The organism is Vibrio sp. Y10_XG_PY6, assembly GCF_024181795.1.
GTDB classification, from domain to species: domain Bacteria; phylum Pseudomonadota; class Gammaproteobacteria; order Enterobacterales; family Vibrionaceae; genus Vibrio; species Vibrio diabolicus.
The window spans coordinates 742,170-768,244 of the sequence record NZ_JAMZAQ010000001.1 but is presented as its reverse complement, the minus strand read 5'-3'; the positions used below and the strand labels follow the sequence as shown (position 1 = coordinate 768,244).

The following is a 26,075-nucleotide window of genomic DNA, read 5'->3' as shown; positions in this document are numbered from 1 at the left end:
GGGGTATTTTCATGTCATTACGCCTAACTAATTAGACACAACTAATAAAACAAACACTAACATTAATCATAACTCACTAATATTATAGTAAAAATTAAAAAGTGAGCCTTTACTCTATATTAGTAGTAATATATTAGAGTCAAAATGAAAACCACCAATACTTTTAAATGGGAAGAAGATAAGCCAATCAATAACACTGAGAGGTTTAAGCAATCACCTTTCTTCACCACAATATGAAATCAATTTATTATATAGCTTTAATAAATCAATCATCTATTGAGGAAACATAATAAAACATGACAGAAACATGTCTTCGTAGATTGAGCCAGTTATTAAAACATTACAAACACTCTCAAACGTATCAGGTAAACCTCGACGATTTAGAACTGGTTTTTTCAACTTCTAGACGCAATATATCTAATATACTGAGAATACTTGACAGCTACAATTGGATCCACTGGGAGCCAGGTCGTGGCCGTGGGAAAGCCAGCACACTAAAAGTGACGGTAACAATACATCAAGCCCTCTACTTTACGATTCGTAATGAAATCAACAATGGTAGCTTTGACGTCATCTCGAGGTTACTTGAGCATTACCGTAGCACTGCTGTAAGCGCACTTAGCCAAGCACTCGCAGAAGTTTCAGAAGAAAACAAAGATTCAAATACACTCATCGTCAGCCAGTATCCTTGGGTAGATGAGCTAACCCCTTCACTGACTTATCGCTTTTCAGAACTGCAGGTAATACGCAGCTTGTATGACACCCTATTTACCGTCGATCACTACGGTCAATTAAAAAATCACCTCGCTTGTGAGTACAAAAATGAAGGCAGTTGTATATATATTTGGCTCCGCCCTGATATCTGCTGTCACGATGGGCTAACATTACAAGCAGAAGATGTCGTACACTCTTTAAATAAGCTCATTACAACAGATGGTCCCGTCCAAAAATTACTTCAGCAAGTCACTCGTATCAGCTTCGATAATGCCAAACAAGCTATACGTATTGACTTAAAGCAGCCTAATAACTTATTCATTTACTGCTTAGCAACCGCAAATGCGTCTATCACTACTCGACGTCAGAAGAGCTTTAAAGGTCGCAGTATCACAATAGGTACTGGCCCGTTTGTACTTAGGCATTGGGATACCGACAAAATAGTACTGAAAAAACATCATAACTATTTCGCAAAAAAGGCATTATTGGAGCAAATCACGCTCTCTCATCAGGGGACTGAGCTGGATCAATACATCAGTTATAATCAGGAAACTGACGATACCGAATGTTATATGATTCAGGCATTTTCTTTTCTAGCACGTAACCGTCGCGCCGAGTGCTCACTAAGCGAGCAAACTTGGCAGCGCCTATTTTCTTTTATCGAGAGTCGTAGATTTGAATTTGCCAAAGCGAATGGCTTGGAAACGATGCACATTCTCGATGATAGCTCTCACAACGAGAATATTCCTCAGCTTGAGGGAACGTTAGTCATAACCCATCCAAAGTGGACGATTGATTATTTAAGTAAAGCGAACCAATGGATCGTAGATTTAATCCGTCAAACTGGGTTGCATGTAGAATTTGTGGAGCTAACTGACGCTAGTAATCCTCAACTTGTAAAAGAACAAGCCGACTTGCTCTTTGTCGAAGATGTCATTGAGCCACCTTTAACCTATGGAATTTATGAGTGGCTATTAACAGGTACAGGTATTCGATTTGCTCTTCACTCTGATGAATTTGAACAGCATGTTAATCACGTACACGATGCAGTCTCAGATCCCACGCCTGAAAAACGTTTGGAGGGAATACTCTCGGAGCTCAGAGCTGATACAACAATCTTACCATTGTTCTGGGGGCAAGAAAAAATCACCAGAGCGAAAGGTGTAAGCGGTGTTCAACTCCGTAAATCTGGGTACAGTGATTTCTACAAACTAAGAGTCAGAGCCGGACAAGACTAATCTGTTAGAAGCTTCTGTTTGCTAATTACTTTTGTAATCTACGATGTGAGTTTTCAAAATAACGCTTAATCGCACTAAGCGAGCACAAAATTGAACTCACCGACCACACGACCATCAATGTTGACAGGCTCAAACTGCAAATAATCACGGGCTTTTCCGCCCCACCACTCGTTACCAGTTCGCCCTTTCAAATAAAGCTGAGTCGTTAACAGCTCTTTCTCTCCACGCCACAATTTTACGTGGATGTGGGGAGGTCGAGAGCTATATGGAACCGGAAATAACGTTTGAAAAAGGTAATTCCCATCTTCGTCAGTTAAAACTGCACCAAAGCCTGCAAAGTGAGGATCAAACTTATTATTGTTAGGTTGATTCGGGTGATCATAGATGCCTTGTCCATCACATTGCCATATTTCTATTTTCATTTCAGACAATGGGTTTCCTGCTGTATCCATTACCTTACCCTGAAGAAAAATAGGCTCACCAATAAGACCTTTCGACTGCAAAATCAAATTTTGACGAAGTGGCACTGGAACCACGGGATAAAATGGCCCTTCCGTTTGAGGCGGTGTCGGCTTCATTGGGCTAGCGGATTTTAGCGAAGGCGCAAATATTAGCGACCATAAAGCTAAGAAGTGTCGACGTTCCATATCATCACCAGTGATTGTTTACCTTACTTAAGTTTGGTGATTCTTGATGATTTTTCCAGCGTAGCAGTACACTACAACAAACATGCCTCTGTTCAGGGCAACGCTGAACAGAGGCATTTACAAATTAGCTACTAATAATTAAACGGCTTCAAAGGCTAGTGCTTTCTTCTCTACCTGACGGAAGATAAGAGTGAGCAAACCATTTACGGTTAAATAAAATGCGCCTGCAATACCAAATACCGTCAACGTATCGTAAGTTTGTGCGTTAATGCGCTGCGCGTAACCCATCAGATCCATGATCGTAATCGTGCTTGCTAGTGAAGTACCTTTGAAGACTAAAATCACTTCGTTCGAATAAGCCGGAACGGCACGACGAATAGCGTATGGCAGCAGCACTTTTAGCGTTGCGGTTTTGTTCATCCCTAGAGCACGACACGCTTGCCATTGACCAGAAGGAATCGCGTTAAACGCGCCTTTAAACAGCTGAGTGCTGTACGCCGCGGTATTAAGCGCTAACGCTAACATCGCACAGAACCAAGGTTGGCTTAACCATGTCCAAAAAACACTTTCTCTCACTACATCAAACTGACCCGGACCGTAGTAAACCAAGAAGATCTGTACCAACAAAGGCGTACCAGTAAACAAGGTGATGATGCCACGGCTTACCCAATGCAAACCCGGAGTACGTAGGATCAGAGTCAGCGTCATCATCAGAGCTAAGAGACAGCCCACAACCAAGGAAGCGGCGGTCAATTGGAGGCTAGTGCCCAAGCCATTCAGCATTTGCCAAACGTGTTGTTCGTTCATGCGGTTGCCTCCTGTCCCATGCTCATGCCTTGAATTGAGAACTTCTTATCAATCAGTTTGACGGCACGTTGTGTAATCAAAGTGATGCCTAGGTAAATCGCCGCAGCGGTTGCGTACCATGTAAACGCTTCATGCGTCGCAGCAGACGTTAGCTGCGCTTGTTTCAACAAATCCGTTACGCCAATCAGTGATACTAATGCGGTATCTTTCAACAGAACCAACCATTGGTTAGTTAAACCTGGTAGCGCGTGTCTTACTGCTTGTGGCAAAACAATGCGAACGAAAGCGTGTGCTTGACTGATGCCGAGTGCACTTGCTGCTTCTCTCTGCCCTCTTCCAACGGCTTTTAATGCGCCACGTAGAGTTTGAGAAGCGTAGGAAGCGAAGATCAATGACAACGCCACCACGCCAGACAAGAACGGGCTAACTTCAATAAAGTCGCCGGTGATTAAAAACAGAACCTGCGTCGAACCAAAATAGATGAACAACACGACAAGGATTTCTGGCAAGCCACGTACAATCGTCACAAACGCCGTCATTGGCCATTTAACGAAAACGCGGCGAGACATTTCACCACTGGCGAATACCACTGCCAGAATCAAACCGACTAAGAGGCTTGTGAAGGCTAGCTGGACAGTCATCCAACTAGCTTGAACAAGCGATAAAGAGTAACCCGTTAGTGCCATATTACTTACCGAAGTACTTGTTGTAGATTACGTCGTATTCGCCGTTCGCTTTCACTGTTTTCAGTGCCGTGTTCAGCTTGTTCACTAGCTCGTCGTTACCTTTGTTTACTGCGATACCGAAACCGTTACCGAAGTATTTAGGGTTGGTTACGTGCTCGCCCACGTATGCTAGATTGTCTTCTTTCTTGAACCATTCAGCTACGACAGCTGTATCGCCGAATACAGAATCAATACGACCGTTCTTCATATCGATGAATGCGTCTTGGTAGCTAGAGTAAGGAACCGCGGTTACGCCCGGCATTTGCTCAATCAGGTAACTTTGGTGTGTTGAACCGTTTTGAACACCAACGCGCTTACCTTCTAGTGCTTTTTGATCAGCAACTTTTTCTTTGATAGAAACAAACGCTGCTGAGTTTTCATAGTATGCATTCGTGAAATTCACTTGCTCCAAACGCGCCTCAGTAATATCCATTGCAGAGATAGCCGCATCGTAACGTTTGAATTTTAATGCAGGGATCAGGCTGTCAAAAGATTGGTTATGGAAGGTACATTTGGCTTCCATTTCTTTACATAGTGCGTTCGCCAGATCCACGTCAAAACCTTGGATTTGGTTATTTTCATCCATGTATTCGAATGGTGCGTACGTCGCTTCCATCGCGAATTTGATCTCTTCTTGTGCTGCTGCGTTTGCTGCCATAGTTGCAGAAGAGAGGCCGATTAGTGAAGCTAGTAGAATCTTTTTCATTGCAATACTCCGTGTGTACTTAGTGGGCTGACACTCGCAATGACAGCCGAGCTTATCTGTTAAATAGACTGAACGTTAAAAACGTAATTTAGTGATTTAGGTAGTCAGCAAACTGGGCGGTTTGCGGGTTAGAAAACGAATCATTTGTGCCGTGCTCGACGATGTGTCCTTTTTCTAGATACAGTACGTGGCTAGCGATTTTTTTAGCAAAATCGACCTCATGCGTTACTACGACTTGGGTGATGCCAGTTTCGCTTAAATCTTTAATAATCTTAACGACTTGGTTAGTAATTTCCGGATCAAGCGCAGCGGTCGGTTCATCAAAAAGCAAGACTTCCGGTTTCATCATCAATGCACGAGCAATCGCCACACGTTGTTGCTGACCACCAGAAAGCAGCATCGGCCACGCATCCGCTTTGTCTGCCAAATGAAGTGTTGCGAGAATTTGCATTGCTTGGTTCTTCGCTTCTTCTTTATCCATGCCAGATACTTTTACCGGAGCCTCAATCAGGTTCTCCATCACTGTCATGTGCGGCCATAAGTTGTACTGTTGGAACACCATACCTACTTTACGACGAAGTGCTAAACCTTGTTTCTCTTTGATTTCAGTAGAGAAGTCAAAAACATCATTTGTGATGTTTAACTTGCCGTTATCCGCCCCTTCAAGAAGGTTAAGAACACGCAGTAGAGAGCTCTTACCTGCACCACTTGGACCAAGTAACACCAGTGTTTCGCCGCTTTCACACTTAAAGCTGACATCGTGAAGCACTTGTGTCTCACCGTAGGATTTATTGATTCCGCTTACCTGAATAGTCATGCTGACATACCGCATTAATTGTCACTTGGTATTTATATTACTCAACTGGACTTTTTATGCAATAAAAATGTATAAAAATTTAATTTGTTAATTTTTTGTATGATCAGAAACCACCAAGACAGAGTATCTGACTGGTTTGAAGAGTGAGTTTTAACTGAATTTGTTGAAGAAAATCCAACGACATGGTGACGACCGAAACAAGGTTAAAATGGTGGTTACTTTTGTGCTGACGTGTAGAGGAAGTTTTGAGTCGATGAGGATACTCTATTCCAAGCACACCCGCTCATTTTTGCACAGCATCCCCTGTTAGTTTTCCTGTAAAGTCCTCTATGGTAGGGGCCAGATTACGACTTCGCGAATGGACTATAATTTCTCTTTGTATCTGACTCTTAATTTGAGTCATCTAAGTATTAATGGGATAACTCCATGTTGAAGTCGCATTGTTTTTCTCTCGTTACACTCGCTTCTCTGAGCTTGCTTTCTGTACCCGGCGTTTGGAGTAGAACAGCAATCGTGTTACCTGGATTGCATGAACAGGGTATTGATCTTCAAGATAAGCCTATCTCTGCTGCGGCTGCACTTGAATGGGAGTTGGATAATGCCGATATCGTGTTTGGAGCTTACGAAAATAAGAGTGATAACGAGCGTGTAAAAGCGCTTGGTTACATGTACAACCAAAAGCTGGAACTTAACTCAGGTTGGCTGGAAAACGATATACGTAACCAAGCAGAAATAAATAACATCGATTATGAGGACTTTTTTCTTCATTTTTCGGAAGACACTGTCCTAGCTGAAGTCGACTCAAGCCATGGCGAGAATACTCTGCTCAATCGAAAACCGATGATTGTTGGTTATACGGCTAGTGCTGACCACGCCGGTTTTTGGCTATATCAACCACCGCCATGGGATGCTGATGTATTCGTTCAGGCGAATAATGGTGGTGCCCTCTATGTTTATCACTCAGAGAAGTTCGACCGCTTAACCCTTACGTTTTCCCAGTTTGCTCAAGGTGGCAACTTCATAATTGAATACCCTTCTGCCATCGATTCGTTTGGTCTGGTAACAGAATGGAAAAGCTTCGCAATTAGAAAAGACAAGACTGAGAACATGACTAAAAACCAAACGGTAAACTGGTCTGTTCCTTCGGATTGGGTTCGCGCTACGACACACGATGGTAGCGGACAAACCTATGGTGGCGGTCAGTATTTTGGGTCCACTTTTTTACGCGACGGCGGCCGCCTTTACGTTGCGAAAATTACTTGGCATGACGACAACATAGAAAACCGCCCACGCCTCGAAAACATTCAACTCAAAGATAGCTTCCCTGTCGCCAATGTCTCAGGAGCACCAACGGAGACACCTGAAGGTCAAACCATTCAGCGCTGGCGACAAATTCGAGGTTTTGACGAATCAGCCGATCGAAACCAAGATAATTATCTTTCTTGGCAAGAGTTCAAGAGCCGCTCAAATAAGAATGCAACCGCACGATTTCGTTGGGAGTCACGCGTTATTCCATTTGGTCGCATGTGGAATCAAACCTCTTCTTGGGCATTAACCAACCTCGGCAATCCCGATCTTGCCAACGCAATACACCACTATTACCAAGCTGAATGGGCGAAACAAGGTTTAAACGGTGCGTACAACGACGATACGAATAAGTTACTCGGAGAAAATCAGTTCTACGTTTATTCCGGTGGTACGGTGGATGAGCTTGGTTTGGTGGCGGGAAGCCAAGCCGCTGATGATGCATACAAAGCGCAATTCTCGGCGTTCTTAAACAAATTGGCGACGCTGGATGCGGATGCGTTAATTGGCCTCAACATAGGCACGGCCAACTTATTCGGTCGTAATGGGCAAAACCACTTGGTTAACGCTGGCTCCTTGTACTTGCGCGAGCACTACCTTTTCCCTTCTACCGGCTTTAGTGGCTATGCTGGCTTGGCTAAGTTTTGGGATAACTCTGCTCTCGCCAAAGTTGGCCAGAAAGTGATTTATCAAGCAACAACGCGTTATGGTCGCGTTCAATACTTTGGTAACACACAAAACAATTGGAAGCAGGACCAATATTCTGCACTAGCGGTGTTCTACTTAAACTATCACCCTGAGCACAGTTACTTTAGTCAGTGGAATAATGGTTACGTATATGGAAGCAATAACACCACCGGTAACAACTTCTGGAAGGCAGGCGTACCAAAGAATATTGCTTATCAACCTAGCACCTTGCTTGCCATCGATTTAGGTACGCCAGCCAATCAAATCCCAGATGGGTATCAGGCGACTCCGCTAATGATCTCCACCAGCACGCCCTATTCCGCCGATTACACGGTGATTGGAGATGCTTCTATGAACAAAGTGGCTCATCCTGACTTGCCTAATGGCGCTATCGATTTGCTACCAACCCATACGTACTTTGCGTATCGCTCAGAAGATACGGTAGTGATGCATGGCCCTACGGAGATGGTGTTAGCCCGCGAATTCACCAAAGGCCGAGTGCTGTATCGGACTGATTTCTTTGGCAAGAATATCGATTATTTCTCCTCACCGAAGATAACTATCGCACTTCCAGAGCCTATGCGACCTGTAGATCAAGACGGTAACATCGGCGACTATGTTTCTCACATTGAGATCGGCGGCTACGAAGGGGTGTTCTTGCTGTATTAACTCCCTTTCTACCACTCTCACTAAACGCTTCATAAATCGCCGTTTTTATGCTTAACGTCACTGAAAAAACCTTGTTCACTGAATCTTTATAAACCGATGTATATACTGAAGTAAATGACAACGACAAGGAAATTCAGTCACATGAAGACGACACCTTCAATGCTCTCTGTTCTGCTGCTATCGGCATTATCAACTCATGCAAATGCAGATGAATGTGGAAAAATAACCATCGCGGATATGAATTGGAATTCGGCCAGCTTAATGGCGCACATCGACCAATTTGTCTTAAATGAAGGCTACCAGTGCGATGCGGAATTGATCCCTGGTGATAGCGTTCCTACGGGCACCTCTATGATTGAAAAGGGACAACCTGACGTTGCGCCAGAGTTATGGACAAACGGCATTAAAGAAGCGCTTGATAAAGGCATTGCGGATAAACGCTTGCGCATCGCTGGTGAATCGCTTGTCAATGGCGGTGAAGAAGGGTTTTGGGTTCCCGCCTATCTGGTAAAACAGTATCCAGAGCTCGCGACGATAGAAGGCGTCATTAAACACGCCAAGCTGTTTGAACACCCTGAGGATGATGACAAGTTCGCCTTTTATAGCTGCCCTGCTGGTTGGACATGCCAAATCACCTCCGGTCACTTGTTTAATGCATTAGGGTTAAGTGAGCACGGCTTTGAGATGGTTGACCCAGGCTCTGGCGCAGCATTAGCTGGCACCATCGCCAAAGCCTATGATCGCAAAATGCCTTGGTTTGGTTACTACTGGTCACCAACACCCGTATTGGGCAAGTATGATATGGTCAAAGTGGATTTTGGTAGCGGAACGGATCTGGAAGAGTATCGCAACTGTACCACCCAGCCTGATTGTACTTCTCCCAAAGTAACAATGTACCCACCTTCTCCAGTTCGCACAGTAACAACTGAGGCATTTGCGAACAAAGAACCCCAAGCATTCGCGTACTTGCAGAAACGCGGATTTACCAACGAGCAAATGAGTGAAATGCTGGCCTGGATGGAAGATAACTACGCAGATGGTGAAGAAGCGATGTTTTACTTCTTTAATACCTACCCTGACTTGTGGAAAGGTTGGGTATCTGAAGACGTAGCGGTGAGAATCGAAAAAGCGCTTTGATGATTAATACTTAAAGTGCCACAAATCATTTAACCTCCCATACCGTTTGAATAAACGGCATGGGAGACTAATCAACGATTCGTTAATACATGGTGTGACCATTCAATGTTTCTTTAGGAATCTCTTGCAGAGCGTCCCAATGTTCGACGATTTTCCCATTATGATCAAAACGAAAGAAATCCATCGTCACGTATTCAATATCATTAGGCCATGTTTGGTGAGTGTGTAGTGCCACCAGATTCCCTTCAGCAATAGCTCGCACAAACGTAATGTCTTTATTGGGATACTCGTTTTGCATCCGCTCAAAATACTCGATAAAAGCCTCAGGGCCATTTCCAACTAATGGATTGTGCTGAATGTACTCATCGCCAACGTAGTCTTCAACTGCCTTTTTTGGATTACCTCGATAGGCGGTTTCGTAAAACGCAATGGCATTTCTTTTGTTCTCTTGCAGGTCCATTTTTCTTCCCTATGTCGCTCTACTTGGTATTTAACGATAATCATAGCCTTAGAACCTAAGAAGTGACCGAACATCGCGCACAAAAAAGGCCGCTAAACCGCAGCCTTCATCACTTGAAACTTGGAATCACCGTCCCTTCAGAGCTTAAACCACACCACCAGCGCCCTGCATGGAACGCTCACTGTTCTCCACCAGCAACGCGGTTGCGGTTTGTTTCAGTGTTTCCCACTCTTGGTCTTCGACAAAAATACCATTTTGCCAAGAGGCTTGTTGCGTGTTGCTTAACTCATCGCCTTCAATGTGAATGATGTATCCTTGTGCGCTTTTCTCGATATCGAAATCGTTCACAGAGAGTTCGATAACCATACTGTGCAAATCCGTATCATGCCCATCAAACTGATCCGAGAAAAAGACTTCTGGCGCGATTCGTCCACGGTTTAACACATAAAGCGTTCGCTTGGGACTAGAGCCATTGACCCATTGTGCACGGCACGCAATGCCTTTTGCAGAGAGCTTCAACAACTCACTAAAACCTAGCCAACGGTTATGACACTGTTTCAACGTGATAGTAATCGACTTACTGTTGATCATTTTCTCAAGTGCGAAATCCAACACGGCGGGTAAGTGGCACGCCACACTGCCATTGTGTAAATCCATCTCGATACTCGATGGCGTGCTGTTGGTCACCGATACGGCGCAGTCCGAATCTAACCCAAGAAACAGGCTGGCGTTATTAAAGTGACGCACCCCGTGCAAGCCAACCATTTGCAAGTCCGCCACCATGTTCGCAATGACATCCGCCTCACCACAGTGACGGCGCATGCCAAGAAATGCCTTATTAACCGCGGCCACCAATTCGTTGTGAGAGACGATCATAATGCAAATCCTCCGTTGATTTTTTGATTGTCACTTTGCGCAATTTCTTCTCGTTCCGGCATGCTCGGGAAAATCCATGTGTCCGCCAGCTTAGGATCGTGAATTTCATCTAACAGCGGCGCACCTTGGAAGAAAGTTACTCGAACCCAACGATCCGAGCGAGGATCAAACTTAGTCGCACCAAAGATCGCCAACTTACAGCGCAATAAGTGCATTGGTAACGCATCTTTACGCAGCACGTTCATTTGAATATCCCCCATTGCTCGGTTGCCTAACGTCCATACGCGACGTGTGATCGAACGGTAAGTTGGATTTTGCAACAGAAACTCTGCTACGGACATTTCTTCATCACAACCAAGCAAGGCGTGGTACAAGCGATTCACTTGTCTGCCGATATCAAGCGGCAGCTCTTTTTCTTCTCCTGCTTCCTCCCCACGAACACCAAGCCTTGGCTCTTCTTTGTCTTGCGAGCGATACCAGAACCAGTAGTTGTTCTCGGCCAGTGAGTAATCCGCATCAATCGCCCAGCGGTATTTTTTTTGCAACACTTCCAGTAAGTCTTGGATCTTTTTCCCGCCAGGAATCGATAACGTTTCATCCGTATTCATTTGGCTAGCAAATTCGTCCACCAAAGATGGGTAGAGTTCAATCAAGCAAGAGGTGAGGATTTCTTGGGCTTCCACACTCATTGTTTTCTTATGCTCGACCAAACTCGCCCAGTTCGGATGTGATGCCATTAACGTTGTTAGCTCCGATAGCAGTTGTTTGATGTCTGCTGTCGCTTGATGATTGAGCCTGTCTTGATGTTCATTGATGGTGATGACTTGCTCTAGATGACGCTGTGCTTTTTGCAGTAATCCTTGCAAATGAGCATGGAATGAAGCTTCACACGGCATCGCAAAGACTCGCGCTACCGCACGCTCGCGAGAGGTCATCCATTGGTCAACGATGCACGGGTGATTAATCAAGTATGGAGCCATGCCTAAGCCCGTAGCATTGCCGACACCAAGGTAGCGCTGCAAGCCACGATGCAAAACCACCGCGTTGTCGCCTCCTTGCTGAAGTGCCAGGTAGTGTACCCAGTCTAGGCTGAATTCACGCAACATATATACGGCACACATTTGCGCACTAAAAGACTGACTGAAATCTGAGTTGTTCTCTAGCAGTTTGAAATCGGCGATGCCAAACTTGCCGTTCCCATACACAGCTGTGGTACGCAGGATATAACCCACTTCCGCCAGCTCTTTTGGCTCGGGCTGCTTGCCTTGAGAAAGTGCGCTAACAATGTGTTCAAACACACGCACGCTTTTGTTTGCGCGAGCCAGAACAAGTACGTTGTTTGGATTACGTCCCGCTTCTTGCAGCGGTACATTTGCTCGCAATCTTTCCAACAAAGTAACATCAACATCGCCTTGAACCAGTGCGAATGTGACGTCCCACTTTTCAGCAATGACGCGGTCATTACGCTCGTCATCAGCAATTTCATCACAGAACACCACCAAATGATAAACGTGCTCTGGCGTGGTCAACTTGTAAATAACGTGACCATAACCACGCGGACAAAGTTGCCACTCATGCTTGGTTACTTGCCAGTTTTGGCTTGCCATATTACGAATCAGACTACGAACAAAGCTGATTCGGTTTTGGTGCATTGCGCCAAGCCTTTCGGCTGCCATGACAATCGCTGCATCGCGCATAGTTGCTTCCGTATAAGTAGAACGATGTGCATCCATTTTGCTCACCACCTATTTGTTATTGTAAGAATACTAGGGTTTGTGCGGATGCAGGAGGAAAACACCCGCACAAGCTCCACGTTGTTTGAATTAGATACTTGTTATAGCCCTTGCTCTTTCGCCATTTTGATTGCGATTTGCGGTGCATTCCAAAGTGACGGCAACAGAATCAGCGAAACCGGAACCGCGGTAATCACAATGAAAGATTGCAGTGCAGAGATGCCGCCAGAGCCAAGCGAAATCAGGATCAGAGCTGTCACACCCATCATTACGCCCCAGAAGGTACGGATGATCGCATTCGGCTCCGTTTCACCACTGATCACAACACTGATGGTGTAGGTCATTGAGTCGCCCGTCGTGACGATGAAGATCGTGGTTAAAATCAGAAATAGAATTGAAGTCAGCATTGGCATTGGTAGTTGCTGAGTCACCGCAAGCAAAGCACCTGGCAAGTTAAAGCCTTCAAACGCCGCACTCACACTACCCGGTTCAGTAATTTCAAACGCTAGGCCAGAGCCGCCTACAATCGTGAACCAAAAACAGGTGGTGAGCGGAGCCACAATGCTGATGGTGGAAATAACTTGGCGAATAGTGCGACCACGGGAAATACGCGCAATAAAGATTGCCATCATCGGACCATAACCAAGGAACCAGCCCCAGAAAAACACTGTCCACCAACTTAGCCAACCTTCGTCACCGCGATAGGTCGCCATTGGGATAAAGTTATCCAACATGCTTCCGACACCTTGAATGTATCCGTTAAAGATAAAATTCGTAGGACCAAAAAACAGGATGTAAACCATCAATGCCATTGCCAGAATCACGTTGTAACGACTAAGCAGTTGCATGCCTCGGCTTAATCCACTGAGTGCTGACAAGGTGTAAAGCGCAATCGCAAACAAGATGATGATAAGCTGAGTGGTAAAGCCATCAGGAATATCAAACAATGCATTTAACGCGTAGCTAACCTGCAAGCCCAGAAACCCAATTGGACCAATGGTGCCCGCGGCTACCGCGATAATGCAGCATGCGTCAATCAATGCACCGAGCTGGCCTTTAAGCGCTCGTTCGCCCAAGACTGGATAAAGCAAAATACGGGGTTTTAGCGGTAAGCCTTTGTCGTAATGCAGGTGCATCACCACGATGGAAGTTAAGCTACCTACAATCGCCCAAGCCAGAAAGCCCCAGTGCATAAAGGATTGCGACAACGCATTCACCGCACCTTGCTGCGGGTTATCTTGCGCGCCGTACAACGGGGGTGGGCTAACGTAATGCGCGATAGGCTCAGCCGCGGCCCAGAAAACACCACCACCAGCCAATAAGGTACAGAAAATAATCGCCATCCAGCGGAAAGAATCCATTTCTGGTTTTGCAATCCCGCCCAACATCACCTTGCCTGTTCGCCCTGCAGCCAAGCCAAGACCAATAAGAAAAGTGAGAAGCAGCAGTAACTGCCAGTAAGGACCAAACACCTGAACTGCCCAGCCAAAGCCGGCGTTAACGATCGTAGATAACAACTCGCCGTCATAAAGTGCAATAGCAACGAACAACGCGATAAAACCACCGCTATACCAAAAGGCCGGGTTATTCAGTCCCAATTTGTCCGTCGTGTTTTCCGTTGTTGATGTGTTGTGTGTTGCTTTTGACTTGCCCGATGACACGCTCATCGTGGAAGCTTTCATGCTATTGGTTAAATCAGACATACTCTGGCTCCAGAGGTTCTTTGCAGCTGCCAAAGACTGGCTACAAATGTGAGTTTTACGCCTGCCGTATTGTTGTTATGTAGGCAGGCGGTTCCTAATTTTGGGAGTACTATGAAATAGGCTCTAATCCTTCTTTGAGGAAGTTGAACCAGTTTTCACCCAATATTTTTGCTGCCTCGGATTCACTGAATCCATGACGCATTAATCCGTTATAGATGTTCTCCATTCCTGCACTGCCGCAGAACCATGGCAGCGCATCCGGCCAGCCCGAGTTACTTGCTGAACCTTCACCGTAATCCATTGCTTTTGACCAACGACCGTTGCGCATCCACTCCAACACTTGTTGTGGTTGGTTTAAGCACAGATCGCTACCAATGCCTAGATGGTCGACACCAAACATGTCTGCGGTTTTCGCGACCATCTGGCAGAAATCATCCAACGTGCACTGGCTGCCATTTGGCAAATGGAACGGGTATAAGCTGAACCCAATCAAGCCACCGCGCTCAGTCAGCGCTTTGATCACCGTATTGGATTTGTTACGCAGTGCATCATGCGCAAACGTCGGGTTGGCATGGCTGATACAAATTGGACGCGAAGAAAGGTCGATGGCTTCCAACGTTGAACGCTCTGCGCTGTGGGACATGTCAATGATCATCCCAACTCGGTTCATCTCTTCAATCGCTTGCTTACCAAAGCGAGTCACGCCGGAGTCGTTTTGTTCGTAACAACCAGTCGCTAGCAAGCTTTGGTTGTTGTAGGTCAGTTGCATGATCAGCAGACCTTGGCGGCGCATCACTTCAATCAGGCCTATTTCATCATCGATGGGTGAACAGTTCTGCGCGCCGAAGAAGATGCCGACTTTGCCTTCAGCTTTGGCTTTTTCTACATCCGCCATTGAGTAGATAGGCATGATGAGATCAGCATTTTGCTCGAAGCGTAGGTTCCACTCAGCAAAACGCGTTAAGGTTTCGCGTGCATTTTCATGGTAAACGATGGTGGCATGAACGGCGGTAATGCCACTCGCCTTAAGCGTTTGGAAGTACTCTCGATCCCAATTGCAGTACTGCAATCCGTCAATCACAATCCGTTGTTGGTACATAACCACTCCTTAAAAAACAATTTCTTAGCCTTTCAGTGTGGGTAGCTGACACCAGCAGCTACCCAGCTCTTCTTAGTAAGGGCGCTGATAAGCGGTTTTCACCACGGTGTAAAACTCTTTTGCGTACTGACCTTGCTCACGAGGACCAAAGCTTGACTCTTTGCGGCCACCAAACGGAACGTGATAATCCGTGCCCGCTGTCGGCAAGTTCACCATGACGCAGCCCGTTTGAACTTGCTGTTTAAAGATCGCACTGTTGCGCAGGCTTTGCGTGATAATGCCACCTGTCAGGCCGAAGCGCGTGTCGTTCGCCACCGCAATCGCTTCGTCGAGATCAGAAACGCGAATCACGCTGGCCATTGGTGCAAAAACTTCTTCTTGGTTCACTTCCCAACTGTTTTGTGTGTTCAAGAACAGTGTCGGTGACATGTAGTACCCGTCATGCTCTAGGCTCAGACGCTCGCCACCAAAAGCCAGCTCTGCGCCCGCTTGGCGAGCGTTTTCGATCCACTCAAAGTTCGCATTCAGCTGGTTACCATCAACAACAGGACCCATGAATACGCCCTCTTCCAGTGCGTGACCCACTTTAAGTTCGCTCATGCGTTTGATTAGCGCTTCAACATACGCGTCGTGAATTCCGTCCATAACCACAAGACGAGAAGACGCGGTGCACTTTTGACCCGCACCCGAGAATGAGCCTGCGATTGTGGCTTCAACGGCAATTTGAATATCTGCATCATCTGCCACTACGAGCGCGTTTTTGCTGCCCATTTCTAGCTGACAACGCACAAAGTTTGGTGCCGTTGCCGCCGCTACTTTACGGCCTGTGTCCACAGAGCCAGTGAAGCTCACGCCGTTCACATCTTTCGAATTGATAAGGGTATTACCAACTTGCGAACCGCTACCCAAAACGAGGTTAAACGTGCCAGCAGGTAAACCTTGGCGATGGATAATCTCAGTCAGTGCAACGGCACTTGCTGGAGTTAGGTTGGCAGGCTTCCAGACGACACTGTTGCCAAACGCAAGTGCTGGCGCGATTTTCCAAGCCGCTGTTGCTGTTGGGAAGTTCCAAGGAGAGATAATGGCGATAACGCCGACGGCTTCGCGAGTAACTTCAACGGAGACACCTGGACGGACGGAAGCAGCGTTATCGCCAATTTGACGCAGTACCTCAGCAGCAAAGTATTGGAAGAATTGGCCGGCACGGTAAATCTCACCTCGACCTTCAGCAAATGGCTTGCCTTCTTCACGCGAAAGCAAGGTGCCCAATTCGTCACATCGTGCAATGAGCTCGTCACCAATCGCTTGCAGCACTGCTTGTTTGCGCTCGATTGGTGTTTTTTCCCACTCTAGCTGCGCTGATTTAGCCGCTTGAATCGCTTGCTCTACTTGCGACACACTCGCTTGTGCGAAATCGCCAATGTTTTCGCTGATATCAGAAGGGTTAATATTGGCGATGGTGTCCATGCCAGATTGCCATTCACCTGCTATATAGAGGGATTTTTCTGCTTGAACATTGTTAATAAAAGTCATGGTTCTTTCCTTGTTCTTCCGATTTGTGATGGCAAGCCACCCACTCACTGATCTCAATTATTCTTGTTGGATTTATTCTGGTTGGCTTGCCGACGCGTAGACGACAAACTCCACCAACATTTCTTCTCGTGCTAACCCTGCAACCACCATGGCGGCGCGATTTGGGTACGGCGCTTCAAAATATTCCGCGTACACTTGGTTAACGGTTTTTAAGTATTCTCTGTCGGTCACGTAAATCAGGACCTGCAATACAGAGTCCAAAGACTCCCCTGCACACTCCAGGGTGTGAATGAGATTGTTAAAGGTTTGACGTGTTTGTGCTTCGATGCCGCCTTCCACAACCGCGCCTGTGTCATCAATAGGAATTTGAGCCGTATACAGAGTTCCATTGTTAACAATCGCCCATTCAAGCGGCGCTTTAGAAGCAAATAGACTGGTTTTAACTGGGTGTTTTTTAGTAGGAGTATTCACGTGCCTTTCAACCTTTGTAACAGCTTTGTTTCAATATGGTTAAATGATGCACATTGACAGGCGATAAATCTAACGGTAAATTTTTTACATTTGATAAATAAAACTTATCACCTCATTGAGAATAACGTAAATAAAGGGATTAAGAGGCATTAGGGATGAGTATTAAGCTTCAACAATTAATGCATTTTGTGATGGTAGTCGAGGAAGGTGGGTTTCGAGCCGCTTCACATCGTGCAAATCGATCTCAGGCTGCGCTCTCCACGTCGATAAAAGAGCTAGAGAGAATGCTAGGACAAACGCTGTTTGAACCCGGCAACAAAACCAAATTAACGCCTTTTGGTGAGATTTGTTTGCCCAAGGTGGTTCAGTTTCTCAATATCTACAGTGCGCTGGACAACGATCTCAAAGCTGCCGCGGCCGGACAGCAAGGGAGAGTGCGAATTGCGAGCGTTCCTTCTGTTGCAGCGAAACTCATCCCGAGCGTGTTGGGTGCCTTTTGCGAGCAGTATCCAAATGTAGAAGTAAGCTTGATCGATGATAACGCGGCGGGCGTCGAGGCTCGCTTACTCTCCGGTGAAGTCGACTTGGCGCTCGGTAACCCCTCTCACCTTGATGAGGGCGGCATTGACTTTACGCCGCTGTTGTCCGACCCCATTGGCGTGGTGTGTTTAAAAGATAACCCTATTGCCAATCAAACAGAGGGAATCGAGTGGCAAACTTTGCTCGAACAGCCTTTTATTCGTAACGGCACCTGTACGCTTCTCGATCCAACCCCAGCCAGAGCGCTGAGTGAGCAAGCGCTCTATTCGGTCGAGAATATCACTTCGCTGTTTTCTGTCTTAGAACTTGGGATTGGTGTCACGACCCTACCGAAGCTTGCTTTCCCAACCAATGAAACACGCTTGGTTTGGATCCCGCTTATCGATCCACCCCTTGAAAGGCAAATTGGTATCTTTACGTTGACTGACCGCACGATCTCGCCTCAAGCAAAAGCGTTTCATGATTTGTGTGTACGTTATCTAAACTATCAAGATGAAGAGACGTAGTTCGAAGGTTTTAGCTAACAGTGGCTCCATTAGATTTTAGAGCCACTGTTATTTGATATTAAGTGACAGATCCGGTCATATGAAATGACGACGCTCTTATTGCACTTATTCTGGCTTGATATTCTGATTCATTCTGAACAAGTTATTTGGATCAAACTTCTTCTTCACTGCTTGTAAACGCGCAAAGGTTGGACCGTAGGCAGACTCTGTACGTTCAGCTTCGTCTTGTGTAAGGAAATTGATATACGCTCCGCCACTTGCATAGGGCTTAGTCTTGGCAAAAAATTCCCTTGCCCAGCTGATGCAAGCTTCATCATCTTCTGCTAAATCCCATCTTCCATGCACATTTAATACATAGTTTGCATCACGGCTAGAATAAGCCATAGACTCGGGCTCAGGTCTAGAGGCAGCGCAGCCAAGAGAGGCGATAAAAATCTCACACTGAGGCGATGGTAACTTACCTGCGTATTCTATCGCTGCATCAATCACACCTTCGCTTAGCGAGTTAAAATTGTGCGATTTCCAATAGTTACGTGCGCCCGGAGTAAGCAATGGATCAAACGCTTGCTGCCACGCCGCAAATGGCTGTACACCAACGTGCTCACCATGCGCATCACCAAACTCTCTCAACGGTGCAATTAACTTCTCACCTTCAGCCGGGTCACCCGCATAACATATCGCGAGTACAACTACTTCTTTACCGTGAACGCTTTCAGGTAAGAATGGGAGTGGCGGCGCTTTCCGACTCACCATCCAGACACTTAGGTCATCAGGGGCCGACTCAGTAAATTTCGCAAACTGGGTGATAATGGATTTCGCTTGCTCAAATGGAAAGACAATGAGACCACTTAACACCTCTGGACCGACAGGATGTAGCTGGAATTCAAAACGCGTAACGATACCAAAGTTACCGCCGCCCCCACGTAACGCCCAGAACAAATCGGCATTTTCTGTCTCATTCGCGAGCAGTTGACGACCATCTGCAGTTACGACATTTGCAGAGACCAAGTTGTCTATCGTCATACCATATTTTCGGCTCAACCAACCAAAACCACCACCAAGCGTTAACCCCGCAATTCCCGTGGTTGAATTAATGCCGACAGGCGTTGCTAATCCATATTTTTGTGTGGCCTCATCGACATCAGCCAACGTACAGCCAGGTTCAACGAAAGCCCTTCTTTCGCTTTCATCCACTTGAACATGATTCAAAAGCGACAAGTCGATCATCACACCATGATCGCAAACCGCATTGCCCGCAATATTATGCCCACCACCTCGGACCGAAAGTAGCTGATTGTTATCCCGAGCAAAGTTAACCGCCATCACGACATCATCGGCAGACTTGCAGCGAGCGATAACACCGGGACTGCGATCTATCATGCCATTCCAGATTTGACGAACTTCGTCGTACGTAGGATCTCCGGGCAAAACAACATCACCCTGAAATTGATTTTTGAAGTGTTCAATGGTTGCATTTTCTAGACTATTCATATTAGTTGCCTCTCACGTTTTACATGAGGCTTGCAAAGCACAATGCAACGACAAGCTAATACAAGTCCCTCACAATTAAACGTGACGTTTGAGTAGCTATTTTCAGAAAATAAACAAGGCCCCACAGTAACGATACCGTAGGGTCACAAATTCCCTTACTCTTTTGGGTTCGATAAAGCTGAAACACAGTTATAAAAATCAGATAGTTATCGCAATGATACCGCACCTCAAAGCACCTTCTGTATTCTTTACCCTGCGTGACACTCGCACCTAATTATTAATAAGTTCATTGTAAGTTTAGAATGCAATTTAGTTTCAGATATGAAACTTTGTCTTATAATTAATATTTTTAATAATTAATTATATTACCTTTATTTATCAATTAAATAGGATTATAAAAATATTTCGGACTGCGAATAGTGAATAGCCGTTAGAGGCAGTGATATTGAATTAAATTGAATAGCCTTCTTAGTGTTTTAGAAGACTATTGCGCTATTTATCAATGACATACCGCCACTTAAGGTGGGTTATTTACGACGATTTCGGTTCTTATACACCACGCAAAAGTTACCACGTTTGGTTCGGCATTTTGAGCAACGCTCGCAATCCACTGGTGCTCGGTTACCCTCTTTCCAGCGCTTTATTAACTGAGGCTCAGCCAATAAAGGACGTGACACAGCGAAAAATTGGATATCTGTGTTTTCTGCAATTTTCTCAATCGCATCAATGTCACTCAATCCGCCGACAGTAATCACCGGGACGCTCACATCTTGACTGATCACATGTCCATATTCGTGAAAATAGCCTTCTTCTTGTAGTGTGTAACCATCGAACGTTTCACCAACAAGCTCGTTTGCTTTGCCGTGAATATTGCCAGACACGATGATCGCATCAACGCCCACTTCTTCGAGTTTCTTACAAACGACGCGAGTTTCATCGAACGTTAAACCGCCGTCAAAGAATTCTGTCGCGGTAAGCTTCACAAGGATTGGGAAAGTATTCCCAACCAGCTTTCTGGTTTCAGAAAAAATTTCTAAAAGGAAACGCATGCGATTTTCTAATCTACCACCGTATTCGTCTTCGCGACGATTATAGTACGGGCTTAAAAACTGGTTAATTAAGTAAGTGTGTGCCGCATGAATTTCTACGCCGTCAAAACCAGCGTCTTGAGCACGTTTACTCGCCAATGCGAATGCCTTTACGATGTAATCGATCTCGTCCTTAGTCATCGCTTTGCCTTGCGTATTCGTGCCACGCTCAGGCACGTCACTCGGAGCGAAGATGACACGCTCACCGACGCTGTAGGTGGTTTTGGTTCCACCGTAAGCAATTTGCATTACGATTTTAGAATCGTGTTGATGTACTAGCTCTGTTAGCTTTTTGTATTCTTCAATAAAAGAGTCGTTGTAGATCCCCATCATCCCAGCGTTGGGTTTCTCTTCTTCCACGATATTGGCATAACCGGTAACAATTAGACCCACTTCACCTTTCGCCAACTCTTCGTAAATATCGTAAAGCTTATCCGTCATGTGGCCATCTTCGGTCGCCATGTTCTCCCACGTTGCGCTGCGCACAAAACGGTTCTTTAGGGTCATGTTGCCAATGCGGGCTTCGGAAAACAAAATGCTCAAAACCAGTCCTCTCAATGTTGTCTTTATGGTTCTATCTTTTCCCAAGTAACCAAGAACAAAAAAGGAACAGCGATACACAACGTATGGCTGTTCCTTCTCTGAATCCGTGAGACCTGCAAACTACAGGCGCACCTTAATGCCTCGTGGGTGGCAAAACTTTAATCTGGATTAAGGTTTAGTGAGATAAGCTTGTAAGCAAAGCAACTCGGCCGATTTCTCAGTTTACCTTCACTCTACATTCTGGGGGTAAGATCTTCTCTTTTTCGAATGAGACTTCACAATCCACAAGAACGCTTCCTCCCCCATGTAGGTAAAAGTAATCAAGCACGAAAAATACTTTATTATCACGCACTCCATATTCTTCTACAAAAACGCCAGCACTCTGGTTGAAATCCAGTTTTTCATTATCTAGAGAAATGGAGGAAACTCGAAATACATCATTTATTTCATAATCTGAACGATTAATTGTATCGACTTCAATCACTGGATTAATCTCCATGTTGTGGATAATAAGCCTAACAAGAGTATCTCCAATACGATAAGTTTCCACGGAGCTAACCGAGGACGGAACTTGGGCTAATACGCATGAAGAAATTGCAACAATTGAAAGAAGAGTAAAACGACGAAACATGAACCAAGACCATAGTAAAAAGGGATAATCATATTATCTCTTTTAGGCATGAATTCGAGTCTAGCAAAGCATGTAGCTCTCAGAATGGGAGCTACATGGAAGTGATATTAAAGAATTTCAAACTCAATAAATAAACGGCAACGGAATAAGCTCTAATCCTAGTACACCACTGATCCCCATCACCACTAGCAGTGAGACTTTAAACACCGACTTTGACCAAGCGATGTAGTTGCTGTCATCAATGCTGCGAAAGGTCACTTTCGTCCACATAAAGCAAACGACCGCTGCAACCGCTAAGTATTCATACCCGGCTTCACCAAGTAAAAATAACCCCAACGATACGGCCCCAAACGCCACGACATACGCTTTCATGTGTCGATGCGCTTTATGAATGCCCTCTTTAACTGGTAATACGGGAATCCCGGCTTCTCGGTAGTCTTGCATCCGGAACATGGCAATGGCATACGAGTGCGGCATTTGCCAGAGACAGAACATGGTAAAGAGTAAAATCGCTTCCAAGCTAATGAAGTTTGTTACCGCCAAGTAACCCACCAATGGCGGAACTGCGCCTGAAATACTTCCCACTAAGGTTCCATACACCGAGTTACGTTTGTACCACATCGTGTAAAAGAACACGTAATACACGTAGCCAAGCAACACGACGACAGCGGATAGTGGGTTCACTCGGATAAATAACAGTGCGGTGCCTACCAGCAATAAAGCAAGCGCATAAACAAACGCAATATCGATATTGATGTTACCTTTCACTGTTTCACGATTTCGTGTACGTGCCATCTTTTGGTCGATATCACGATCGAAAATATTATTCACCACACAACCTGAAGCGATGACTAACCCCACACCAACTAACGTTGTAACGAACAACATTAGACTAGCTGGTTCTGTTTTTGCGGCGAGGAAGAACCCCGCCGCAACAGAAATCAGGTTGCCGAAAATAATGCCCGGTTTGGTGATAGACAAATAACTTTTCAGCATACCTTGGCCTACAACTTCATGTTGACGTTCATGTTGTAGATGATCCATACCGAGCCAGCGATAAGGATAAGTACAACAATGGCGGTAAACATCAGTGATACAAGGTTCCAACGTCCGTCGGATGTTTTTGTTTCCATGTGCAAGAAGTATTTAAAGTGAACAAATATCTGCACTAATGCACATCCAAATAGAATCGCATAGGTCGTTGTATCTGGTAATGATTTCGTCCAAACAAAGTAGAACGGAATTACCGTCAGAATCAGTGAGGCAATGAAGCCTTTCACGTAATCTGACGCACTGGTTTCTACATGTTGATCCATTACATTACCCCCAGTAAGTAAACGATGGTAAAGACACAAATCCAGACGATATCTAGAAAGTGCCAGAATAGGCTTAAGCAGTTAAAGCGCATTGCCATATTGTCGTTCAGACCTTTCGTCGACAGTTGATGGTACGCTACCGCTAACCAAATCAGACCAAAGGTTACGTGCAGGCCGTGCGTACCAACCAAAGTAAAGAATGCCGACAGGAATGCACTTGTTTGTGGGCCATAGCCTTCTTCAATCAGGTGATGGAACTCATAGACCTCCATACAGATAAAGCCAAGACCAAGCGCGAACGTGGCTAACATCCAACGTTTGAGACCAGCAACGTTGTTGCGCTTCATCGCGATAATGCCAAAACCAAATGTGATACTGCTAAACAGCAGCAGCATGGTTTCGACAAAAACGAATGGGAGTTCGAAAATGTCTTTACCTGTTGGGCCCGCAATTGAATTGCTCGACAGCACGGCGTAAGTCGCGAACAAGGTCGCAAACAGTACGCAGTCACTCATCAGGTAAACCCAAAAGCCAAATAGCTTGTTGCCATTCGTGTCATGGTGGTGATCATGGTCGTGATGTGCTGCGATATTAGTTTGCATACGTCACCTCCAGATCATCTTTACTTTCGCTGTCTTTCACTGAGTTTTTCTTCGCTTCTTCAAGCTGAGCTCGACGTTCGGCCTCAATTGCTTTGATCTCTTCAACTTCCACGTAGTAATCCACGTCATCGTTGTAGCTGTGCTGAATACACGTCACGATAATACCGACCAAACTTGCCGCCGCTAGCCACCAGATGTACCAAATCATGCCGAAGCCAAATAGGAGCGACCAAGCCGACACGTAGATGCCTGTTGCCGTGTTTTTTGGCATATGAATACGTTCGTATTCCACTTCTTTAGTTGGATCGAACTCGCCACTTTGTTTCTGGTACCAGAAGGCATCCAGCACATCACCTTTTGGTAGGTGTGCAAAGTTGTAGAACGGCGGTGGAGACGATGTTGCCCACTCAAGAGTACGCCCCCCCCACGGATCACCAGTTAGGTCACGGTTTTGCTCGCGGTCACGGATACTCACGTAAATTTGGATGAACTGAGACAATACGCCCAGCGCAATCACAACCGTACCTGCTGCGGCAATCGATAACAGTGGGAAGTATTCAGGGTTGATGTCTTGGCTTAAACGACGAGTCATACCCATAAAGCCCAGCGCGTAAAGCGGTAGGAACGCCATTAAGAAACCAATAATCCAAAGATAGAACGCACGTTTGCCCCAAGTTTCATTCATGGTGAAACCTGTCGCTTTCGGGAACCAGTAAGTGATCGCAGCGAAACATCCAAACACCACACCACCGATGATAACGTTGTGGAAGTGAGCAATCAGGAATACTGAGTTATGCAGAACAAAATCTGCGCCCGGAACAGCCATTAGTACGCCTGTCATACCACCAACAGTAAAGGTGATCAGGAAGCCCACCGTCCACATCATTGGCGTCGTAAAGCGGATGCGGCCTTTGTACATGGTGAATAGCCAGTTGAAGATCTTCACCCCTGTTGGGATAGAAATAATCATCGTGGCAATACCGAAGAAGGCATTTACGTTCGCGCCAGATCCCATCGTAAAGAAGTGGTGTAGCCAAACGACAAACGCAAGAATCGTGATAACTACGGTAGCCCAAACTAGCGATGTGTAACCGAACAACTTTTTACGTGAGAAGGTTGCGGTGACCTCTGAGAACACACCAAAAATTGGCAAGATCAAAATGTACACTTCTGGGTGGCCCCAAGCCCAAATCAGGTTGACGTACATCATTACGTTGCCGCCAAGATCATTGGTAAAGAAGTGCATGCCTAGGTATCTATCCAGCGTTAGCAGAGCGATAGTCACCGTTAGGATTGGGAATGAAATGATGATCAAAATGTTTGCACACAGAGACGCCCAAGTGAAAACTGGCATCTTCATCATTGGCATAGACGGTGTACGCATACGCAAAATGGTCGCGAAGAAGTTCACGCCTGTTAACGTCGTACCGACACCTGATATCTGCAGCGCCCAAATCCAATAGTCGACCCCGACTCCTGGGCTGGCCTCAATACCTGAAAGCGGCGGATACGCTAGCCAGCCGGTGCGACCAAATTCACCTAAGCCGAGAGACATGTTTGTTAGAATGACACCAACAACAAACAGCCAAAAGCTCAAGTTATTCAGATACGGGAAAGCTACGTCACGCGCACCAATCTGTAATGGCACGATGATGTTCATCAGACCAATAACCAATGGCATCGCTACGAAGAAGATCATGATCACGCCATGGGCAGTAAAAATTTGATCGTAGTGATGCGGTGGCAAGTAACCTGCTTCACCCGCAGAAGAAAGGAGTTGCTGACTACGCATCATGACTGCGTCAGCAAAACCACGAACAAGCATCACCATCGCTACTGCGATGTACATGAAGCCAAGTTTTTTATGGTCTACTGAAGTAAACCATTCATTCCACAAATATTGCCACTTTCCGGCTTTAGTTACCGCGTAAACTACGGCTAAACCAACCAGCGCCACAACCGCTAAGGTGATGACGATAATAGGTTCGTGGAATGGAACTGAATCAAGAGTTAATCTTCCAAACATTACGA

The 26,075-nt window shown here is 45.7% G+C and carries 23 protein-coding genes; 4 read left to right on the top strand and 19 right to left on the bottom strand.

Features of this window, described 5'->3' with window-relative positions:
* The first annotated feature begins 296 nt into the window (after window positions 1–296).
* Entirely contained in the window at window positions 297–1,952 is a 1,656-nt protein-coding gene (locus NL644_RS03450; RefSeq protein WP_253657993.1) for an ABC transporter substrate-binding protein, read from the top strand.
* 74 nt (window positions 1,953–2,026) lie between these two features.
* Here the strand turns inward: NL644_RS03450 and NL644_RS03445 are convergent, their stop codons facing one another.
* The 5 genes from NL644_RS03445 to artP form a co-directional block, all read right to left on the bottom strand.
* On the bottom strand, window positions 2,027–2,599 hold the full coding sequence (locus NL644_RS03445) for a protocatechuate 3,4-dioxygenase (RefSeq protein ID WP_182018459.1): 573 nt from the start codon (window positions 2,597–2,599) through the stop codon (window positions 2,027–2,029).
* 138 nt (window positions 2,600–2,737) lie between these two features.
* Complete coding sequence (artM, locus tag NL644_RS03440) at window positions 2,738–3,406, bottom strand: arginine ABC transporter permease ArtM (protein ID WP_253657992.1); 669 nt, start codon at window positions 3,404–3,406, stop codon at window positions 2,738–2,740.
* Window positions 3,403–4,092: an arginine ABC transporter permease ArtQ gene (gene artQ, locus NL644_RS03435; RefSeq protein ID WP_005388570.1), complete on the bottom strand. Its 690-nt coding sequence runs from the start codon at window positions 4,090–4,092 to the stop codon at window positions 3,403–3,405. Before artQ ends, artM begins: the two co-directional genes overlap by 4 nt.
* Before the next feature lies 1 nt (window position 4,093).
* Window positions 4,094–4,837 (bottom strand): arginine ABC transporter substrate-binding protein, encoded by a 744-nt coding sequence (locus tag NL644_RS03430; RefSeq protein ID WP_005390934.1) that lies wholly within the window; start codon window positions 4,835–4,837, stop codon window positions 4,094–4,096.
* Window positions 4,838–4,925: 88 nt separating this feature from the next.
* Window positions 4,926–5,654 (bottom strand): arginine ABC transporter ATP-binding protein ArtP, encoded by a 729-nt coding sequence (gene artP, locus NL644_RS03425; protein ID WP_114322951.1) that lies wholly within the window; start codon window positions 5,652–5,654, stop codon window positions 4,926–4,928.
* 426 nt (window positions 5,655–6,080) lie between these two features.
* Here artP and NL644_RS03420 point away from each other — a divergent pair, with 426 nt between their 5' ends.
* On the top strand, window positions 6,081–8,315 hold the full coding sequence (locus tag NL644_RS03420) for a hypothetical protein (protein WP_181869479.1): 2,235 nt from the start codon (window positions 6,081–6,083) through the stop codon (window positions 8,313–8,315).
* A gap of 141 nt (window positions 8,316–8,456) precedes the next feature.
* Window positions 8,457–9,452: an ABC transporter substrate-binding protein gene (locus NL644_RS03415; protein WP_114322950.1), complete on the top strand. Its 996-nt coding sequence runs from the start codon at window positions 8,457–8,459 to the stop codon at window positions 9,450–9,452.
* An 82-nt stretch (window positions 9,453–9,534) separates the two neighbouring features.
* On the opposite strand, the gene NL644_RS03410 is transcribed toward NL644_RS03415, so the two are convergent.
* From NL644_RS03410 to NL644_RS03380, 7 genes are all read right to left on the bottom strand, one after another.
* Window positions 9,535–9,912: a nuclear transport factor 2 family protein gene (locus tag NL644_RS03410; RefSeq protein WP_048625191.1), complete on the bottom strand. Its 378-nt coding sequence runs from the start codon at window positions 9,910–9,912 to the stop codon at window positions 9,535–9,537.
* Window positions 9,913–10,056: 144 nt separating this feature from the next.
* Window positions 10,057–10,788, bottom strand: a complete 732-nt coding sequence (locus NL644_RS03405; RefSeq protein ID WP_114322949.1) for a DUF3726 domain-containing protein — start codon at window positions 10,786–10,788, stop codon at window positions 10,057–10,059.
* Window positions 10,785–12,521 carry a hypothetical protein gene (locus NL644_RS03400; RefSeq protein WP_114322948.1) on the bottom strand — a complete coding sequence of 579 codons (1,737 nt, stop codon included), beginning with the start codon at window positions 12,519–12,521 and terminating at the stop codon, window positions 10,785–10,787. The genes NL644_RS03405 and NL644_RS03400 overlap by 4 nt, the downstream gene beginning before the upstream one ends.
* A gap of 101 nt (window positions 12,522–12,622) precedes the next feature.
* Window positions 12,623–14,224 carry a BCCT family transporter gene (locus NL644_RS03395; protein WP_253657991.1) on the bottom strand — a complete coding sequence of 534 codons (1,602 nt, stop codon included), beginning with the start codon at window positions 14,222–14,224 and terminating at the stop codon, window positions 12,623–12,625.
* A gap of 109 nt (window positions 14,225–14,333) precedes the next feature.
* Window positions 14,334–15,323 carry a membrane dipeptidase gene (locus NL644_RS03390; RefSeq protein WP_253657990.1) on the bottom strand — a complete coding sequence of 330 codons (990 nt, stop codon included), beginning with the start codon at window positions 15,321–15,323 and terminating at the stop codon, window positions 14,334–14,336.
* Window positions 15,324–15,395: 72 nt separating this feature from the next.
* Window positions 15,396–16,856, bottom strand: coding sequence for an aldehyde dehydrogenase family protein (locus tag NL644_RS03385; RefSeq protein ID WP_253657989.1), 1,461 nt, complete (start codon window positions 16,854–16,856; stop codon window positions 15,396–15,398).
* 72 nt (window positions 16,857–16,928) lie between these two features.
* Complete coding sequence (locus tag NL644_RS03380) at window positions 16,929–17,327, bottom strand: RidA family protein (protein WP_005375789.1); 399 nt, start codon at window positions 17,325–17,327, stop codon at window positions 16,929–16,931.
* 155 nt (window positions 17,328–17,482) lie between these two features.
* On the opposite strand from NL644_RS03380, the gene NL644_RS03375 reads away from it, so the two are divergent.
* Entirely contained in the window at window positions 17,483–18,373 is an 891-nt protein-coding gene (locus tag NL644_RS03375) for a LysR family transcriptional regulator (RefSeq protein WP_104973784.1), read from the top strand.
* A 105-nt stretch (window positions 18,374–18,478) separates the two neighbouring features.
* Here NL644_RS03375 and NL644_RS03370 read toward each other — a convergent pair whose 3' ends face one another.
* The 7 genes from NL644_RS03370 to cyoB all read right to left on the bottom strand — a co-directional run bounded on the left by NL644_RS03370 (window position 18,479) and on the right by cyoB (window position 26,070).
* A complete protein-coding gene (locus NL644_RS03370; RefSeq protein ID WP_085343642.1) occupies window positions 18,479–19,864 on the bottom strand; it encodes an FAD-binding oxidoreductase in 1,386 nt (461 codons plus the stop codon).
* A 527-nt stretch (window positions 19,865–20,391) separates the two neighbouring features.
* Window positions 20,392–21,495, bottom strand: a complete 1,104-nt coding sequence (locus NL644_RS03365) for an NADH:flavin oxidoreductase (RefSeq protein ID WP_253657988.1) — start codon at window positions 21,493–21,495, stop codon at window positions 20,392–20,394.
* A gap of 217 nt (window positions 21,496–21,712) precedes the next feature.
* Window positions 21,713–22,126: a hypothetical protein gene (locus NL644_RS03360; RefSeq protein WP_253657987.1), complete on the bottom strand. Its 414-nt coding sequence runs from the start codon at window positions 22,124–22,126 to the stop codon at window positions 21,713–21,715.
* Window positions 22,127–22,249: 123 nt separating this feature from the next.
* Window positions 22,250–23,170, bottom strand: coding sequence for a heme o synthase (gene cyoE / locus NL644_RS03355; RefSeq protein ID WP_031780178.1), 921 nt, complete (start codon window positions 23,168–23,170; stop codon window positions 22,250–22,252).
* Entirely contained in the window at window positions 23,131–23,442 is a 312-nt protein-coding gene (cyoD, locus tag NL644_RS03350; RefSeq protein WP_012842490.1) for a cytochrome o ubiquinol oxidase subunit IV, read from the bottom strand. The genes cyoE and cyoD overlap by 40 nt, the downstream gene beginning before the upstream one ends.
* Entirely contained in the window at window positions 23,442–24,044 is a 603-nt protein-coding gene (gene cyoC / locus NL644_RS03345) for a cytochrome o ubiquinol oxidase subunit III (RefSeq protein ID WP_253657986.1), read from the bottom strand. The genes cyoD and cyoC overlap by 1 nt, the downstream gene beginning before the upstream one ends.
* A complete protein-coding gene (gene cyoB, locus NL644_RS03340) occupies window positions 24,034–26,070 on the bottom strand; it encodes a cytochrome o ubiquinol oxidase subunit I (protein WP_005375781.1) in 2,037 nt (678 codons plus the stop codon). Before cyoB ends, cyoC begins: the two co-directional genes overlap by 11 nt.
* Between the last annotated feature and the right edge of the window lie 5 nt (window positions 26,071–26,075).

What these genes read in the sequence shown, in the direction of transcription:
- NL644_RS03450 (WP_253657993.1), top strand. Translation starts at nt 297, where the DNA reads ATGACAGAAACATGTCTTCGTAGATTGAGCCAGTTATTAAAACATTAC.
- NL644_RS03445 (WP_182018459.1), bottom strand. Translation starts at nt 2,599, where the DNA reads ATGGAACGTCGACACTTCTTAGCTTTATGGTCGCTAATATTTGCGCCT.
- artM (WP_253657992.1), bottom strand. Translation starts at nt 3,406, where the DNA reads ATGAACGAACAACACGTTTGGCAAATGCTGAATGGCTTGGGCACTAGC.
- artQ (WP_005388570.1), bottom strand. Translation starts at nt 4,092, where the DNA reads ATGGCACTAACGGGTTACTCTTTATCGCTTGTTCAAGCTAGTTGGATG.
- NL644_RS03430 (WP_005390934.1), bottom strand. Translation starts at nt 4,837, where the DNA reads ATGAAAAAGATTCTACTAGCTTCACTAATCGGCCTCTCTTCTGCAACT.
- artP (WP_114322951.1), bottom strand. Translation starts at nt 5,654, where the DNA reads ATGACTATTCAGGTAAGCGGAATCAATAAATCCTACGGTGAGACACAA.
- NL644_RS03420 (WP_181869479.1), top strand. Translation starts at nt 6,081, where the DNA reads ATGTTGAAGTCGCATTGTTTTTCTCTCGTTACACTCGCTTCTCTGAGC.
- NL644_RS03415 (WP_114322950.1), top strand. Translation starts at nt 8,457, where the DNA reads ATGAAGACGACACCTTCAATGCTCTCTGTTCTGCTGCTATCGGCATTA.
- NL644_RS03410 (WP_048625191.1), bottom strand. Translation starts at nt 9,912, where the DNA reads ATGGACCTGCAAGAGAACAAAAGAAATGCCATTGCGTTTTACGAAACC.
- NL644_RS03405 (WP_114322949.1), bottom strand. Translation starts at nt 10,788, where the DNA reads ATGATCGTCTCTCACAACGAATTGGTGGCCGCGGTTAATAAGGCATTT.
- NL644_RS03400 (WP_114322948.1), bottom strand. Translation starts at nt 12,521, where the DNA reads ATGGATGCACATCGTTCTACTTATACGGAAGCAACTATGCGCGATGCA.
- NL644_RS03395 (WP_253657991.1), bottom strand. Translation starts at nt 14,224, where the DNA reads ATGTCTGATTTAACCAATAGCATGAAAGCTTCCACGATGAGCGTGTCA.
- NL644_RS03390 (WP_253657990.1), bottom strand. Translation starts at nt 15,323, where the DNA reads ATGTACCAACAACGGATTGTGATTGACGGATTGCAGTACTGCAATTGG.
- NL644_RS03385 (WP_253657989.1), bottom strand. Translation starts at nt 16,856, where the DNA reads ATGACTTTTATTAACAATGTTCAAGCAGAAAAATCCCTCTATATAGCA.
- NL644_RS03375 (WP_104973784.1), top strand. Translation starts at nt 17,483, where the DNA reads ATGAGTATTAAGCTTCAACAATTAATGCATTTTGTGATGGTAGTCGAG.
- NL644_RS03370 (WP_085343642.1), bottom strand. Translation starts at nt 19,864, where the DNA reads ATGAATAGTCTAGAAAATGCAACCATTGAACACTTCAAAAATCAATTT.
- NL644_RS03360 (WP_253657987.1), bottom strand. Translation starts at nt 22,126, where the DNA reads ATGTTTCGTCGTTTTACTCTTCTTTCAATTGTTGCAATTTCTTCATGC.
- cyoE (WP_031780178.1), bottom strand. Translation starts at nt 23,170, where the DNA reads ATGGATCATCTACAACATGAACGTCAACATGAAGTTGTAGGCCAAGGT.
- cyoD (WP_012842490.1), bottom strand. Translation starts at nt 23,442, where the DNA reads ATGGATCAACATGTAGAAACCAGTGCGTCAGATTACGTGAAAGGCTTC.
- cyoC (WP_253657986.1), bottom strand. Translation starts at nt 24,044, where the DNA reads ATGCAAACTAATATCGCAGCACATCACGACCATGATCACCACCATGAC.
- cyoB (WP_005375781.1), bottom strand. Translation starts at nt 26,070, where the DNA reads ATGTTTGGAAGATTAACTCTTGATTCAGTTCCATTCCACGAACCTATT.